General features: G+C 72.4%; 16 protein-coding genes. 7 read left to right on the top strand and 9 right to left on the bottom strand.

Going from position 1 to position 14,034, the window contains the following annotated elements; genetic code table 11:
• Nucleotides 1–112: 112 nt before the first annotated feature.
• The gene (locus QSK31_RS25765; protein WP_285686895.1) at nucleotides 113–1,621 is read left to right on the top strand and encodes an MFS transporter; all 1,509 of its coding nucleotides are present in this window, start codon (nucleotides 113–115) and stop codon (nucleotides 1,619–1,621) included.
• On the opposite strand, the gene QSK31_RS25760 is transcribed toward QSK31_RS25765, so the two are convergent.
• Together QSK31_RS25760 and QSK31_RS25755 are read right to left on the bottom strand one after the other, a co-directional pair.
• Nucleotides 1,563–2,558 carry an Lrp/AsnC family transcriptional regulator gene (locus QSK31_RS25760; RefSeq protein ID WP_285686894.1) on the bottom strand — a complete coding sequence of 332 codons (996 nt, stop codon included), beginning with the start codon at nucleotides 2,556–2,558 and terminating at the stop codon, nucleotides 1,563–1,565. The genes QSK31_RS25765 and QSK31_RS25760 overlap by 59 nt on opposite strands.
• 9 nt (nucleotides 2,559–2,567) lie before the next feature.
• A complete protein-coding gene (locus tag QSK31_RS25755) occupies nucleotides 2,568–2,783 on the bottom strand; it encodes a CDGSH iron-sulfur domain-containing protein (RefSeq protein WP_285686893.1) in 216 nt (71 codons plus the stop codon).
• Between the two features lie 73 nt (nucleotides 2,784–2,856).
• Here QSK31_RS25755 and QSK31_RS25750 point away from each other — a divergent pair, with 73 nt between their 5' ends.
• A complete protein-coding gene (locus QSK31_RS25750) occupies nucleotides 2,857–3,807 on the top strand; it encodes an iron-containing redox enzyme family protein (protein ID WP_285686892.1) in 951 nt (316 codons plus the stop codon).
• Nucleotides 3,795–4,856 (top strand): NAD-dependent epimerase/dehydratase family protein, encoded by a 1,062-nt coding sequence (locus QSK31_RS25745; RefSeq protein WP_285686891.1) that lies wholly within the window; start codon nucleotides 3,795–3,797, stop codon nucleotides 4,854–4,856. The genes QSK31_RS25750 and QSK31_RS25745 overlap by 13 nt, the downstream gene beginning before the upstream one ends.
• 23 nt (nucleotides 4,857–4,879) lie before the next feature.
• Here QSK31_RS25745 and QSK31_RS25740 read toward each other — a convergent pair whose 3' ends face one another.
• The 3 genes from QSK31_RS25740 to QSK31_RS25730 all read right to left on the bottom strand — a co-directional run bounded on the left by QSK31_RS25740 (nucleotide 4,880) and on the right by QSK31_RS25730 (nucleotide 7,401).
• On the bottom strand, nucleotides 4,880–5,596 hold the full coding sequence (locus tag QSK31_RS25740) for a GAF and ANTAR domain-containing protein (RefSeq protein ID WP_285686890.1): 717 nt from the start codon (nucleotides 5,594–5,596) through the stop codon (nucleotides 4,880–4,882).
• Between the two features lie 204 nt (nucleotides 5,597–5,800).
• Complete coding sequence (locus tag QSK31_RS25735; RefSeq protein WP_285686889.1) at nucleotides 5,801–6,634, bottom strand: PfkB family carbohydrate kinase; 834 nt, start codon at nucleotides 6,632–6,634, stop codon at nucleotides 5,801–5,803.
• Entirely contained in the window at nucleotides 6,631–7,401 is a 771-nt protein-coding gene (locus tag QSK31_RS25730; protein WP_285686888.1) for an SDR family NAD(P)-dependent oxidoreductase, read from the bottom strand. Before QSK31_RS25730 ends, QSK31_RS25735 begins: the two co-directional genes overlap by 4 nt.
• Before the next feature lie 38 nt (nucleotides 7,402–7,439).
• Here QSK31_RS25730 and QSK31_RS25725 point away from each other — a divergent pair, with 38 nt between their 5' ends.
• Nucleotides 7,440–7,721 (top strand): Rdx family protein, encoded by a 282-nt coding sequence (locus QSK31_RS25725; RefSeq protein WP_285686887.1) that lies wholly within the window; start codon nucleotides 7,440–7,442, stop codon nucleotides 7,719–7,721.
• On the opposite strand, the gene QSK31_RS25720 is transcribed toward QSK31_RS25725, so the two are convergent.
• From QSK31_RS25720 to QSK31_RS25710, 3 genes are all read right to left on the bottom strand, one after another.
• Nucleotides 7,718–7,873, bottom strand: coding sequence for a hypothetical protein (locus QSK31_RS25720; protein ID WP_285686886.1), 156 nt, complete (start codon nucleotides 7,871–7,873; stop codon nucleotides 7,718–7,720). The genes QSK31_RS25725 and QSK31_RS25720 overlap by 4 nt on opposite strands.
• A gap of 62 nt (nucleotides 7,874–7,935) precedes the next feature.
• Complete coding sequence (locus QSK31_RS25715) at nucleotides 7,936–8,817, bottom strand: amidohydrolase family protein (protein WP_285686885.1); 882 nt, start codon at nucleotides 8,815–8,817, stop codon at nucleotides 7,936–7,938.
• Nucleotides 8,814–9,443, bottom strand: a complete 630-nt coding sequence (locus tag QSK31_RS25710; protein ID WP_285686884.1) for an FMN-dependent NADH-azoreductase — start codon at nucleotides 9,441–9,443, stop codon at nucleotides 8,814–8,816. The genes QSK31_RS25715 and QSK31_RS25710 overlap by 4 nt, the downstream gene beginning before the upstream one ends.
• A gap of 87 nt (nucleotides 9,444–9,530) precedes the next feature.
• On the opposite strand from QSK31_RS25710, the gene QSK31_RS25705 reads away from it, so the two are divergent.
• Both QSK31_RS25705 and QSK31_RS25700 read left to right on the top strand, forming a co-directional pair.
• Complete coding sequence (locus tag QSK31_RS25705; RefSeq protein ID WP_285686883.1) at nucleotides 9,531–9,962, top strand: MarR family winged helix-turn-helix transcriptional regulator; 432 nt, start codon at nucleotides 9,531–9,533, stop codon at nucleotides 9,960–9,962.
• A 20-nt stretch (nucleotides 9,963–9,982) separates the two neighbouring features.
• Complete coding sequence (locus QSK31_RS25700) at nucleotides 9,983–11,428, top strand: GntP family permease (protein ID WP_285686882.1); 1,446 nt, start codon at nucleotides 9,983–9,985, stop codon at nucleotides 11,426–11,428.
• A gap of 13 nt (nucleotides 11,429–11,441) precedes the next feature.
• Here the strand turns inward: QSK31_RS25700 and QSK31_RS25695 are convergent, their stop codons facing one another.
• The gene (locus QSK31_RS25695) at nucleotides 11,442–12,218 is read right to left on the bottom strand and encodes an LLM class F420-dependent oxidoreductase (protein ID WP_285686881.1); all 777 of its coding nucleotides are present in this window, start codon (nucleotides 12,216–12,218) and stop codon (nucleotides 11,442–11,444) included.
• 93 nt (nucleotides 12,219–12,311) lie between these two features.
• On the opposite strand from QSK31_RS25695, the gene QSK31_RS25690 reads away from it, so the two are divergent.
• The gene (locus tag QSK31_RS25690) at nucleotides 12,312–13,307 is read left to right on the top strand and encodes an alpha/beta hydrolase family protein (protein ID WP_285686880.1); all 996 of its coding nucleotides are present in this window, start codon (nucleotides 12,312–12,314) and stop codon (nucleotides 13,305–13,307) included.
• The last annotated feature ends 727 nt before the right edge of the window (nucleotides 13,308–14,034 follow it).

Genomic DNA, 14,034 nt, shown 5'->3' with positions numbered 1-14,034 from the left:
AACCGGCCGCGCCCTTCGGCGGATTCCGACCGATCTGGCGGGGCCGGCTGGGAGATTCGCCAGGCGCCGGGTGACCGTGGGTTCGAATCTCGAGTCCTACGGAAGGAACATCATGCGCAAGTGGTGGCCGCTCGTGACGGTGTGCCTGGGCACCTTCATGTTGTTGATCGACGTGACCATCGTGAACGTCGCCCTGCCGCCGATGACCTCGGATCTGGGCAGCTCGTTCGGGTCGCTCCAGTGGGTCCTCGACGGGTACGCGCTGGCCCTCGGCGTGCTGCTGCTCGGCGCGGGCTCGCTGGGGGACCGGGTCGGGCACCGGCGGCTGTACGCCGGCGGGCCGGTCGTCTTCGCGTTGTCCTCGCTGGCCTGCGGGCTGGCCGGGACCGACACGGTGCTGATCGCCGCGCGGGTCGTGCAGGGCGCCGGCGCGGCGGCCATGTTCACCACGACGTCGGCCCTGCTCAACAGCGCCTATCAGGGGCGGGAGCGAGGCGTCGCGTACGGGATCTGGGGTGGCGTGTCGGGTGCCGCCGCGGCGATCGGTCCGGTGCTCGGCGGGCTGCTCACCGACGGGCTCGGCTGGCGCTGGATCTTCCTGGTCAACCTGCCGATCAGCGTGGTCACGATCGTGCTGTGCCGGACCGTGCTGCGGCCGGGCGAGCGGCACCGCACCGGGCGGTTCGACGTGGCCGGACTGCTCGCCTTCACGGTGTTCGCCGCCGCGCTGACCGTCGCGCTGATCCGGGCCAACGAGGTCGGCTGGTCGACCCCGCGTACGTGGGGACTGCTCCTGCTGAGCGCCGTCGCCCTCGCCGTGTTCGTGGCGTGGGAGCGGCGCGACCCGCACCCGATGCTGGACCTGTCGCTGCTGCGGAACCGGTCGTTCACCGGCATCCTGATCGCCTCGCTGCTGGTGAACTTCGCGGCGTTCGCGAGCTTCACCTACACGTCCGTCTGGCTGCAGTCGCTGATCGGGCTGTCCCCGCTCGAGGCCGGCCTGACCGGGCTGCCGATGGGGCTGGCGTCGGTGACGACCGGGCTGGCCGCGTCCCGTCTGCAGAGCCGCTACCCGCGCGCGCTGATGGGCGGCGGGATGCTGCTGATCGGCGTGGGCGCGTTACTCTGCGCCGCCCTGCTGGGCGCGGGTTCGAGCTGGCCGGCGCTGGTTCCGGGCTTCGTGGCGATCGGCGTCGGCGTCGGTATGGCGCTGCCGGTGATGGCGTCGGCCGGCATGGCCACGGTGCCGCCGCGGCGGGGCGGGATGGCCGCGGGCGCCCTGAACACCGCCCGGCAGCTGGGCTTCGCGGTCGGCATCGCGGTGCTGGGCGCCGTCTTCGCCTCCCGGGCGGCCGGCCGGCTGGCGGACCACGGCGTCCCGGATCCCACGGCGGCCGCGCACGCGCTGGCAGCCGGCCGGTCCGGACGTATCCTCGGGGCCGCGTCCGACCCGGCGAGCGTGTCGGCGGCCCTGCACGACGCGGCGGCGGCCGGGCTGGACGGCGGCTTCCTGATCGCCGGTGGCGCCGGCCTGCTCGGCGCGCTCGCGGTCCTGCTGCTGGTCACGACCCGAGAGGCGCCCGCACGCGACCGTTCTCCATCAGTGAGTGTGCCTGCTTGAAGCGGACCCGCAGCGGCACCGTCTCGACCGTGCGGACGCCCTCCACCGCGGCGACCTTGGTCGTCAGGTAGCGGTAGAGGGCGGCCGCGTCCCGGCAGCGGACCGAGGCCATCAGGTTGGCGGCGCCGGTGACCGCGGCGGTGAACGCCACCTCGCGGTGGTCCGCCAGTTCGGCGCCGACCGCCGACAGGTCGGCCGGCGCGACGGTGAACCACAGGTTGGCCACCGCGTGGATGCCGACCGCCGCGTCCGACACGTCCAGGTGGAAGTAGATCGCCTCGCTCGCCGTCAGCGCGGCCACCCGCTGGGCGACCTGCCGCTCGCTCCAGCCGGTCGCCTCGGCCAGCGCCGACCAGCCGGCCCGGCCGTCCCGGGTCAGCGCGTCCAGCAGGGGACCGTCGGCCGGTTCCAGCTGGGCGGGCCTCCCGGAAGCGCCAGGGACATCCGGGAGGAGAGTGGCTCGCTCGTCCGCGTCCAGTGGTTCGTCCACCGAGACCATCCATTCGCTCTCGCCCCGGCCGGGAAAGCGGTGCAGCACCTGATGGGCGCTGAACGTGATCACGTTCGACGCGCGGGGCAGGTGTTGGAGCAGGCCGGCCGGGTCGTCCTCGGCGATGATCGTCTGGCAGGTGATCTCGGCGCCGCCCGCCGCGATGCTGATCCACGACGTGTCGTCGCGGCGGGCCAGCGCGTCGGCCAGGGCCGTGGCGGTGCCCGGCCGGCAGCCGATCCGCAGCGTCCAGTACGTGGACCCCGGCCGCAGCGGTGCCGGCCGGGCCAGCACCCGGACCACGCCGGACGACCGGAGCCGCTGGTAGCGACGGGCCACCGTCTGCTCGGAGACGCCGAGCACCGAGGCGATCCGGGCGAACGGCGCACGCGGGGCGATCTCCAGCGCGTTGAGGATGCGCCGGTCGATCCGGTCGAGAGCCGCCACCAGCCGATCCTACGGCCGGGGCGGGGTCTCCCGGTTCACGCCGGCCTTGAAGTTGATGGCCTTGTGGGTACCGTCGCAGAACGGCTTGATGGCGGAACGGCCGCAGCGGCACAGCGCGATGGTCGCCCGGCCGGCCTCGATCGGCGTGCCGTCGGGCGTACGCAGGTCGAAGTCGCCGCGAACGATCAGCGGGCCGTCCTCGTACGGAATGATCGTTGATCCCATGCCGGCGTGGATAGCCGGGGCGAGGCGTTTCAAACGTACGTTTACCCCGCCTGACCTCGGGCAGCCCTCAGGCATGAAGCTTCCTGGACCCCGGGGCTCCGTCTCCGCGGCGGTGATCGACCTGCTCGCCGGTCGTGGTGGCGACCTGCCTGAGCTGGTGCGGCCGGACGACGACGAGGACCTGCACCTGGCGCTGTTCGTCTGCTACGAGCTGGCCTACCGCGGCTGGGACGGCGTGGACGACGCCTGGGAGTGGAACCCGGGGCTGCTGCGGGTGCGGGCCGAGCTGGAGGCGCGGTTCGAACAGGACCTGTACGCGCTGGTCGGGCCGCCCGCGCCGGTCGAGCCGGGGGACGTGCCGCGGCTGCTGGCCGAGACGGTCGCCGCCGACGACGGGCCGGCGCTGTCCAAGTATCTGCGCGGCCGGGCGACCTACGACCAGTTCCGCGAGTTCGTCCGGTTGCGGTCGGTCTACCACCTGCGCGAGGCGGATCCGCACACGTGGGTGATCCCGCGGCTGGCCGGCAAGGCAAAGGCGGCCCTGATCGAGATCCAGATGGACGAGTACGGCAACGGCGTCGAGCCGCGCATGCACCAGGAGCTGTTCAAGCAGACGATGCGGTGGTTCGAGCTGGACCTGACGTACGGCGCGTACGTGGAGTCGGCGGGCGCGGCGACGCTCGCCAACAACAACGTGATGTCGCTGTTCGGGCTGCACCGCCGTCGGCGCGGCGCCCTGATCGGCCATCTGGCGGCGTACGAGATGACCTCGACCGCGCCCAACCGCAACTACGGCAACGGCCTGCGCCGGCTCGGCGGGGACCAGGCGGCGACGGCCTTCTACGACGAGCACGTCGAGGCCGACGCGGTGCACGAGCAGATCGCCGCGCACGACCTCTGCGGATCCTTCGCGGCGGCCGAGCCGGAACTGGCCGGGGACGTGCTGTTCGGCGCCCGGAGCGCGCTGGCCCTGGACGCGCGCTGGGCGGCCGGCCTGATGGAGGGATGGTCATGCGAGTCGTGATCGTGGGCGCGTCCGGCAACGCGGGCACCGCCCTGCTGCGGCGCCTGCGCGACGAGGCCGGCATCGACGTCGTCGGGGTGTCCCGCCGCGTCTTCGACAGCGACATCGAGTGGCACTCGTGCGACATCGGCGCGGACGACGCCGGGACCAGGCTCGAGCGGATCTTCGCCGGGGCCGACGCGGTGGTGCAGCTGGCCTGGCAGATCCAGCCCAGCCACGACCGGCGGCGGCTCTTCCGGACCAACGTGCTCGGCACCCGCAACGTGGTGGTGGCGGCGCTGGCGGCGGGCGTCCGCACCCTCGTCGTGGCGTCGTCGGTCGGTGCGTACGCGCCAGGACCCAAGGACCGGTACGTCACCGAGGCGTGGCCGGCCACAGGGATCGTCGAGTCGTCGTACAGCACGCACAAGGCCCTGGTCGAGAAGCTGCTGGACGGCGTCGAACGGGACCGGCCCGAGCTGCGCGTCGTCCGGCTGCGGCCGGGCCTGATCTTCCAGCGCTCGGCGGGCACCGAGATCGCCCGCTACTTCGCCGGCCCGCTGCTGCCCGTCGGCCTGCTGCGCGCCCGGCGGATCCCGGTGCTGCCCGCCCACCCGGCACTGCGGGTCCAGGGGGTGCACGCGGACGACGTCGCCGAGGCGTACGCGAGGGCCTTGCTCTCCGATGTCCGGGGCGCGTTCAACGTCGCCGCGGCGCCCGTCCTCGACACCCGCCTGGCCGCGCGGATGTTCGGCGGCGTCCGGGTGCCGGTGCCGGGGGTGGCGCTGTACGCGGCGGCGGATCTCAGCTGGCGGCTGCGGCTCCAGCCGGTCGACGCGGGCTGGGTGGCGATGGGGTTGAAGGCGCCGCTGATGTCATGCGACCGCATCGCGCGCGAGCTGGGCTGGGCGCCGGTCCACGACGCCGAGTCGACGCTGCGGGAGTTCATCGCCGGGTTCGCCGAGCGGGCCCATGACGACACGCCGCCGCTGTCCGGCGATCCGGAACTGGCGGGCCGGCCACGGGGGCTGCTGAGAGGCCGGCTGCCCGGCACGGGCAACCCGTACTGATCCATCGCGCTGACACGTGTCCGTCAGCGGTCGGTGCCGGCCTGTGCCTTCGCGACGAGTGATTCGGCGACGTCACGGAGTTTGCGGTTGGAGTCCCGCGACACCTTGCGGAGCATGATGAAGGCCTCGTCGGCGGTGCAGCGCCGCCGGCCCATCAGGATGCCTTTGGCCTGCTCGATGATCGCCCGGCTGGCCATCGCCTCCTGCATCTGCTCGGCCAAGGTCGCCGTGGCGTCGTAGAGGTGTGCGTTGGCCAGCGCCACCGCGGCGTACCCGGCGAACGTCTGCGCCAGCGTGACCGCGTCGTCGTCGAACGCCTTCGCGTCCACGCTGTAGATGTTCAGCGCGCCGGTCACCTTCTCGAGCACGGGCAGGCCGATCGCCAGGGAACTGCGCGCGCCGGCGTCGACCGCCCGGGCGGCCCAGCCGGGCCAGCGGTCCTCCTGAGCCATGTCCGGGACCGACAGGGTCGTGGCGGTGGCGGCGGCGTCCAGACAGGGGCCGGCACCGTCCTCGTACTGCCGTTCGTCGAGGCTCACCGCGAGGAGTCCGGTGAAGGCCGCCGTGTGCGCGTCGTCGCCGCGGATCAACGTGACGGACACCTCCGAAGCGCCCGGCACGCTTCGTTTCGCCAGCCCGGCGACGCGGGCGAGGACCTGGTCGAGGTTGGTTTCGCTGAGTCTGATCCGGCCCAGCTCGGCGAACGCGGCTGTCGGGTCGAGCGGCTCAGGCGAGGTCATCTGCTCACATCTCTGTGCGAGCCCAGCAGCGTGCACGGCCGGGTCGGGAAGGGGTCGCTGCCAGAGCCACGACGGGCTAGGGACAAGCGTCGCTTCGTGACGCCGGAAGGCCGCCCTCGTGCGAGCAGAGCAGTCGCAGGCGTCCAGGATAACCGGTGCCGGGCAGAGATCAGCGGCCTGCCACCAGCCGTGGTCGTCGCTGCCTCACGGATCTTCGCTCGGCACGAGGTCTTGCTGGAGCCGAGGGTCGGTGAGCCAGGAACGCGGACCCGCGTGGGCGACGCGGATCGCGGCCACACGGATCGCCTCGTCGAGCGCTTCGACGAAACCGGCCCCGGCGGCGATCGCCACCGCCAGCGCGCCGTGGAAGGCGTCGCCCGCGCCGGAGGTGTCCAGGGCGTCGACCGCGGGCACCCGCCGCTCGCCCGATGCGGCGCCCGACCACCAGCGGACCGGCGCCGGGCCATCGGTCACCGCCACGTGGGGCGCCACCTCGGGCAGCGCGGGATGGCTGAAGCCGGACGAGGCCGCGACCACGTGGGCGTGGGGGAGGACCTCGGCGAACACCGGGCGCCAGTGGCCGGCGTCGACGACCAGGGTGCCGGCCGCCGCGGCTGCCGCCCGGGCCAGCACCGGGTGGTGGCCGTCGACCAGGACGACGCCGGACAGGTCGCACGCCGGCATGCGGAGGGTGACGGCGCCGGCGTTACGGCTCACGATGGAACGGCGGCCGGTCGTCTCCTCCACGGTCACCGCGGACACCGGCGGCGGCTCGGTCCCGCCGTCGTAGGCGTCCAGCAGGCGTACCCCGTACGCGGCGAGGTCCTGTTTGATCAACGCGCCCAGCGGATGGGCGCCGATCGCCGTGACCAGCGTGACGTCGGCGCCGAGCGCGGCCGCCGTGACCGCGGCGTTGAGTGCTGGACCACCCGCCGCGATCTGGACCGAGGTGGCCTGCGCCTTCTCGTCGGGGCCGGGGATCGCGGGCACCCGGTGGACGATGTCCACCGTGGACAGGCCGACGCAGGTGAGCCTCACTCCGGCAGCAGCGTGCCGGACAGGCGGGCGCAGTAGTCGAGCAGCTCGTCCTGAAGTTCGGCCCGGGTCGTCGCGGCCGCCGGTCGCTCCTCGCGCATGTTGCTGAAATAACGGCCGGTCACCGTCGCCGCCGGGTCGTCACTCACGGCCAGCCACGCCTGGGTGCGCGTGCCCTCGTCGAGCTTGCCGGGCGCGCCGGCGCCGCCCATGCGCGTGGCGATCCAGCCAGGGTCGACGGCATTCGCGCGTACGCCCGGCCAGCGCCGTGCCACCGCCAGGGCCAGCACCACGTCCCACAGCTTGGTGTCGCTGTAGGCGGCGCTGCCGTTCCACCGCCGCGACGTCCACTGCGGGTCGTCGAGCGTGGTGCGGCCGCCGTGGTGCATGCCGGAGCTCAGGTAGATCAGCCTGTCCGGGCGGGGGATCAGCGCGGTCAGCAGGTACGGCGCGAGAACGTTCACCGCGAAGTGTTTCTCCAGCCCGTCGGCCGTCTCCTCGCGCCGCCGGGCGGTGTAGCCGATGCCCGCGTTGTGCACGATCGCGTCGAACGGGCCGGCCCGCCCGGCCTGGGTCGCCACGTCCAGGGTCTCGGCGATGTTCGCCAGGTCACCGACGACCACCTGCTCGACGCCCGAGGCCGCGCGGGTGTCGGTGGCGCGCTGCTCGTTGCGGGCGTGCAGGACCACGTCGTGCCCGTCGTCGAGCAGCCGCCGCCCGAGGCCCAGTCCCAGCCCGTCGGCCGAGCCCGTGATGAAGATCCGTGCCATGTCGTCAGGCTACCCAGCCGGCATGAAACGATGCGGCGATGCGGGAGCCCCGGTTGGAGATCGAGTACTGCACCCAGTGCCGCTGGCTGATGCGGGCGGCGTGGACCGCGCAGGAACTGCTCACCACGTTCCCGCGCGACCTGGGTGAGGTGGCGCTGGTGCCGGGGATCGGCGGGGTCTTCGAGATCCGGCTGAACGGCGAGACGCTCTGGTCACGCAAGGAGAGCGGCTTCCCGGAGATCCCCGAGCTGAAGCGCCTGGTCCGGGACCGGGTGGCGCCTGATCGGGACCTGGGACACTCCGACAGGGCGCGGAGCTAGTTCGCCAGCTCGGAGAAGAAGGTGCCGACGTTGCGGAAGACGTTGGCCACGCCGTCGCCGAGGCTCCGGGCGATGTCGGCGGCCGGGCCGGGATTCGTGCCGATGTAGAAGATCAGCAGGATCACGGCCACCCAGCCGAGGATCTTCTTCATGCGGTGATCGTGGCACGCCCGCGCCAGCGCCCGTGGGACTTCGGCGTGGCGAGTTCAGGGATTCACCGGGGCAAACCGAACATAGCGGTAGCGTTGTCCCAGCAGACTGCCCGCAGCCAGTCGTCGCCCAGGTCGATCCGGGTCAGCGCCTCCAACTGGTGGGCGTACGGGTAGGGGATGTTGGGGAAGTCGGAGCCCAGCAGGACGCGGCCGGCCAGGCCCAGATCGCGCAGCTGGGCGAGGCGGGACCGCGGGAACGGGGCCATCTCCTCCCAGAAATCGGTGAGCGCCATCGTGGTGTCCAGCCGCACGTTCGGATAGCGGCCGGTCAGGTCGAGGAACCCCTCGTACTCGGGGCTGCCCAGGTGGGCGACGATCACCGCCAGCCGCGGGTGCCGGGCCAGCACCTCGCCGATCGGGCCCGGGCCGGTGTGTCCGTTGGCGACCGGGCCGGAACCGGCGTGCACGACCACCGGCGTCCCGGCCTCGGCCAGCAGGCCCCACGCCGGTGCGAGCAGCGGGTCGCCCGGGTCGAAACCGCCGACCTGAAGGTGCAGCTTGAAGATGCGGGCGCCGCGGTCCAGGGCGGCGCGGACATCGGGGGCGGCGGAGTCCTCGGGGAAGAACGTCGCGCTCGGCAGGCACTCGGGGACCTCCGCGGCGAAGGCGAGCGTCCATTCGTTCAGCCAGGCGGCCATCGCGGGCTTGTGGGCGTACGCGAGGGCGGAGAAGGACCGGACGCCCAGCCGGCGCAGGGTCGCGATCCTCTCGGGGTCCGAGCCGCGGTAGCTGATCGGCCACGGGCGGCCGATCAGCGGGCCGCTCGCGTCGAACTGGGCCCACACCTTGCGCAACATCCGCTCGGGCAGGAAGTGGGTGTGCACGTCGGCCAGCCCGGGCAGGCCCAGTCCGCGCCAGAAGGCCGGGACGTCGTCGTCGATCACCGGACAATCATGCGCTTGGCCACCTCCCGGGCGTCGGCGTGGGCCGCGGCCCGGGCGGTAGCGGCGTCGGCCGTCACCAGGTTCGGGCGGAAGTGGATCTCGCTGATGTCGGTGACGCCGGCCCAGCGCAGCCAGCCGGTGAAGTACGGCGCCTGGAAGTCGGTGCCGAACGACGGCGGCAACGACGGGCCGTAGACCGCGCTGGTGTAGATCACCGCGGCTCGCTTGCCGGTCAGCAGGCCGGTGTAGCCGGCCGCCGGGTCGAACCCGAAGACCAGGCCGGGCTGGCTGATCACGTCGATGAACTGCTTGAGGATGTACGGCACGCCGTGGTTCCACATCGGCACGCTGAACAGGTAGAGGTCGGCGTCGTCGAAGCGGCGGAACGTGTCGGTGGCGGCCGCCCAGCCGTCGCCGGTCGGTTCCTCGCCGGCGAAGACGGCCATCTTGGCGGCCACCGCGTCCGGCCCGAACGCCGGCAGCGAGCCGTCCCACAGGTCGAAGGTGGACACCGGCACCGCCGGGTCGGTGTCGCGGAAAGCCGACAGGAACGTGTCGGCGATCGCCAGCGACTCGGAACGCGGGCCGCGGGGTGAGGCGGAGACGTGCAGCAGCTTGGACATCATGCTTCTCCTGGATCGTCGGATTTGCGTGCGCACGCACATTCTTACGCCGTTGCGTGCGCACGCACAAGAATTGGGTACGCTCGGGTGATGGACGACACCGACGCCTGGGCGGGCCTGCTACGCGTGCACGCCGCCCTGGTCCCACTGCTCGACCGCGAACTCCAGAGCGCCTGCAACCTGCCGCTGACCTGGTACGACGTGCTGCTCGAGCTGAACTCCGCCCCGGAGCGCCGGCTCAGCATGGGCGAGCTCGGACTCCTCGCCGTGGTCAGCCGCTCCCGGGTCAGCCGGGTCGTCGACCAGCTCGCCGCCGAGGGGCTGGTCGCCCGCGAGGCCAACCCCGAGGACCGGCGTTCCGCGTACGCGACGATCACCGACGCCGGGCGCAAGCGGCTCCGCGAGGCCGCCCCCGTCTACCTCGCCGGGATCAAGCGGCACTACACCGACCACCTCGGCGGGGACGCCGCAATCGTGGCCCGCGGATTGGAACGGGTGCTCGCCGCGTTTGAGAGCAGCTGAGAGCGGGGTACGGCCCCCGCATGCACCCCTACGCAGCAGAGGCGATCACCGACGCCGGCGGCACCCAACTCGTCCTGGCCGCCGTGCTCGGCATCGTGGTCGTCATCCTCCTCATCGCGTGGGCCAAGTGGCATCCGTTCCTGGCCCTGGTGCTCGGCGCGGCCACCCTCGGCATCGCGGCCGGCGCCGCCCCGGGCGACACCGTCGACTCCTTCACCAACGGCGTCGGCACCACCGCCGGCAACGTCGGACTGCTGATCGCGCTCGGCTCGATGATCGGCGCACTGCTGGCCGACTCCGGCGGCGCCGACGGCATCGTCAAACGCATCGTCGACCGGGTCTCCGCCGGCAAACTGCCCTGGGCCATGGCCGGCGTCGCGGCGTTGATCGGCCTGCCCCTGTTCTTCGAGGTCGGCGTCGTGCTCCTGGTGCCGATCGTGCTGCTGGTCGCGCGGCGCACCACCGTGCCGCTGCTCCAGATCGGCATCCCGGCGCTGGCCGGCCTGTCGGTGCTGCACGGCCTGGTCCCGCCGCACCCGGGACCGCTGGTCGCGATCTCCAGCCTGAACGCCGACCTGGGCCTGACCCTGGCGTTCGGCCTGATCTGCGCCGTCCCGACGGTGCTGGTGGCCGGCCCGATCTTCGGCAACTTCATCAGCAAGCGGGTGCACGTCGAGGTGCCCGCCCTGGCCGGCGCCGAGCGGGTGGACGCGGTCGCGACCGAGACCGGTGCGGCGGTCTCCGCGGACGCCACCGCCGAACCGGTCGAGGCCGACGACGACAAGCCCCGCCCCACCCGCAACCCCGGCTTCTGGCCGGCCGTGCTGACCGTGCTGCTGCCGATCGTGCTCATGCTGCTGCGGGCGATCGCCGAGCTCACCCTCCCCGAGGAGAACAGTGTGCGCGGCGCGTTCGAGGTGGCCGGCGAGCCCGTGGTCGCGTTGCTGGCCGGCGTACTGGTCGCCATGTGGACCCTCGGCAAGCGTGCCGGGTTCGACCGCCGCAAGACCTCCGCGGTGATCGGCGGCTCGCTGCCGCCGATCGCCGGGATCCTGCTGATCGTGGCCGCCGGCGGCGGGTTCAAGCAGGTGCTGGTGGACGCCGGCGTCGGCAACGTGGTCGCCGACGCCGCCAAGGACGCCAACATCTCCGCGCTGGTGCTCGGCTTCCTGGTGGCGGTGGGCATCCGGATCGCGACCGGATCCGCCACCGTCGCCACGATCACCGCCGCCGGCATCGTCGCGCCGCTGGCCGGCACGCTCAGCACCCCGGAGGTGTCACTGCTGGCGCTGGCCATCGGCGCCGGGTCGCTGTTCTTCTCGCACGTCAACGACGCCGGGTTCTGGCTGGTGAAGGAGTACTTCGGGATGACCGTCGGTCAGACCATCAAGACGTGGTCGGTGATGGAGACGATCATCTCCGTCGTCGGTTTCGCCTGCGTGATGATCCTGAGCGTCTTCGTCTAGCCTGTCCCTTTTGTCAGAGCGAGTCGCGCCACTCGAGCCAGCGGCGCAACTCCGTCAGGTCGAAGTCCGGACCCTTCGCGCCCACGGTGAACTGGGTGGCGCCGAGCTCGAGCAGACGCGGCGCCACCTCGGCCGGTTCCTTGCCCTCGACCCCGACGGACACCTCGATCTCGGACACGTCCCGGCCGACGTCGGCGCAGTGCTGCTTGAGCACGCCGTACTTGTGCTCCAGCTTCTCCGGGTCCGCGAATGTGTGCCAGGCGTCGGCGTGCTTAGCCACCAGCCGCAGCGTCTTCTTCTCGCCGCCGCCGCCGATCAGCACCGGAATCTTCCGGGTCGGCGGCGGGTTGAGCCTGCCCCAGCGGGACTCGATGCGCGGCAGGGCCTCGCCCAGGTCGTCCAGGCGCCCGCCGGCGGTGCCGAACTCGTACCCGTACTCCTGGTAGTCCCGCTCGAACCAGCCCGACCCGATGCCCAGGATGAGCCGGCCGTCGCTGATGTGGTCGACGGTCCGGGCCATGTCGGCCAGCAGTTCCGGGTTGCGGTAGCTGTTGCAGGTCACCAGCGCGCCGATCTCCGCCCGGCTGGTCTGCTCGGCCCACGCCGCGAGCATCGTCCAGCACTCGAAGTGCAGACCGTCCGGCTCGCCGTTCAGGGGGAAGAAGTGATCCCAGTTGTAGAGGATGTCCACGCCCAGGTCCTCGGCCTCGGCGGCGGCGCGGCGGATGGAGGCGTAGTCGGCATGCTGCGGTTTGATCTGCACGCCGATCCGGATGTTTCTGGTCGTCATGTCCGGAACCCTATGCCGGATTGTGATCTTCGTCTTGCCGACCCGGCCCGGATTCTCAAGGTCCGCACAGCTCTGACCAGCAGAATCGTCACCATGCGTAGACGAACTCTGTTACTCAGCCTCGTGGCCGCCGGGGGTTTGTCCGCATGCGTCGCACCCGACCGGCCCGCCGCCCCGCCGCCGGCCTCGCCCTCGGCGCTCCCCTCGCTCACCGGCGACATCATGGGATCGAACGACTCCTCCAGCCTCGAACCGCAGAACGTGACCCCCTACCGGCCCCCGCCGGGAAGCGCGCCGGCGACAGCGTTCGCGGTGGGGCGCCGGGACCTCGACTTCTCCCGGGGTACGGATCGTCCGCTGCCGACCCGCGTCTGGTACCCGGCGGCCGGGGTGGCGCCCGCCACGCCCGCTCCCGTGGACAGCGCCGCGCCCGCCTCCGGCCGGTACCCGCTGATCCTCTTCAGCCACGGCCTCACCTCCAACCCCGAGGACTTCGCGGCGCTGCTGTCCCGGTGGGCACAGGCCGGTTTCGTGGTGGCCGGTCCCGCATACCCCCACACCAGGTACGAGGCGCCGGCCTTCGACGAGAACGACGTCATCAACCAGCCGGCCGACGCGATGACCGTGATCGACCAGCTCCTGGCCCTCACCGGCGACCCGCTGCGCGGCATCATCGACGACACCCGGATCGCGGCGGCCGGCCACTCCGGCGGGGCGATCACCACGATCGGCCTGTTCAGCGCCCAGCGCGACACCCGCCTGAAGGCCGGCCTGGCGATCGCCGGCACCGACTTCCTGAGCACCCCGTTCACCGGCCCGGCGGCGGCGATGCTCTTCGTCCACGGCACCGACGACGACACGGTCAAGTACGACGCCGGCCGCACCGTCTTCGAGGCCGTCCCGTGGTCCCGGGCGATGCTCACGATCAAGGGCGGCGGCCACGTCATCGAGGACTCGTCGTTCGAGGCCATCACCCGGACCAGCACCGAGTTCTGGCGCTGGTCCCTGTACGGCGACGGCGCCGCCCGCACCCGCCTCCCGGTCGCCGCCGCGGTGGGCGGTGTGGCGTCGCTGGAGCAGGAGCTCTGACCGCGCTGCCTGTGGACAGAGGGGCCGTTCGGTCAGGCGACGGTGCTACATTTCCGCCCACCCAACAGGGTGGGGGAGGCGGACGGTGCGCGCGACACAATGTTCATGATCGATGATCTTGGGCGGGGTTTCGCTTGGTGTGCCCGGGAGCCCGGTCGCTGTCGCCGCTCGCGGCTGGCGTGGGGTTTCGTTCGGGTATGCCGGGAGCCCGGTCGCTGTCGTCGGTCGCTGCCGCCGGTCGCTGTCGTCGGTCGCTGTCGTCGGTCGCTGCCGCCGCTCGCGGCTGGCGTGGGTTCTCGCTTGGGTATGCCAGGCGCCCGGGTGCCTGCTCACTGTTGCTGCCGCCGCTTGCGGCCGTGGCCAGGTGCGGTCCGGTGGTAGGAGCAGGCGCGAGTGGTAGGACCAGGCACGCGGTGGTGGGACAGGGCGGTATCCGGGCCGAAATGGCGCCCTGAGCCACCACAGTCCGCGCGGGTGGTAGCCCGGAGCGGTGGATAGCGGTGGATTGCGCCCGGTCCTACCACCGGCCGCGGGCGTGGGCGGCGCGCAAGGGCCGGGCCGGCCGTCAACGCCGCAGATAGCGCCTTCAGCTACCACCGACCGCGTCCGGCTACCGCCGCGTCCGGCTACCGCCGCGTCCGGCTACCGCCGCGTCCGGCTACCGCCGCGTCCGGCTACCGCCGCGTCCGGCTACCGCCGCGTCCGGCTACCGCCGCGTCCGGCTACC

The sequence above is a fragment of the Actinoplanes sp. NBRC 103695 genome, assembly GCF_030269485.1.
Taxonomy (GTDB): Bacteria; Actinomycetota; Actinomycetes; order Mycobacteriales; family Micromonosporaceae; genus Actinoplanes.
This window is presented reverse-complemented; position numbering and strand designations above follow the sequence as displayed.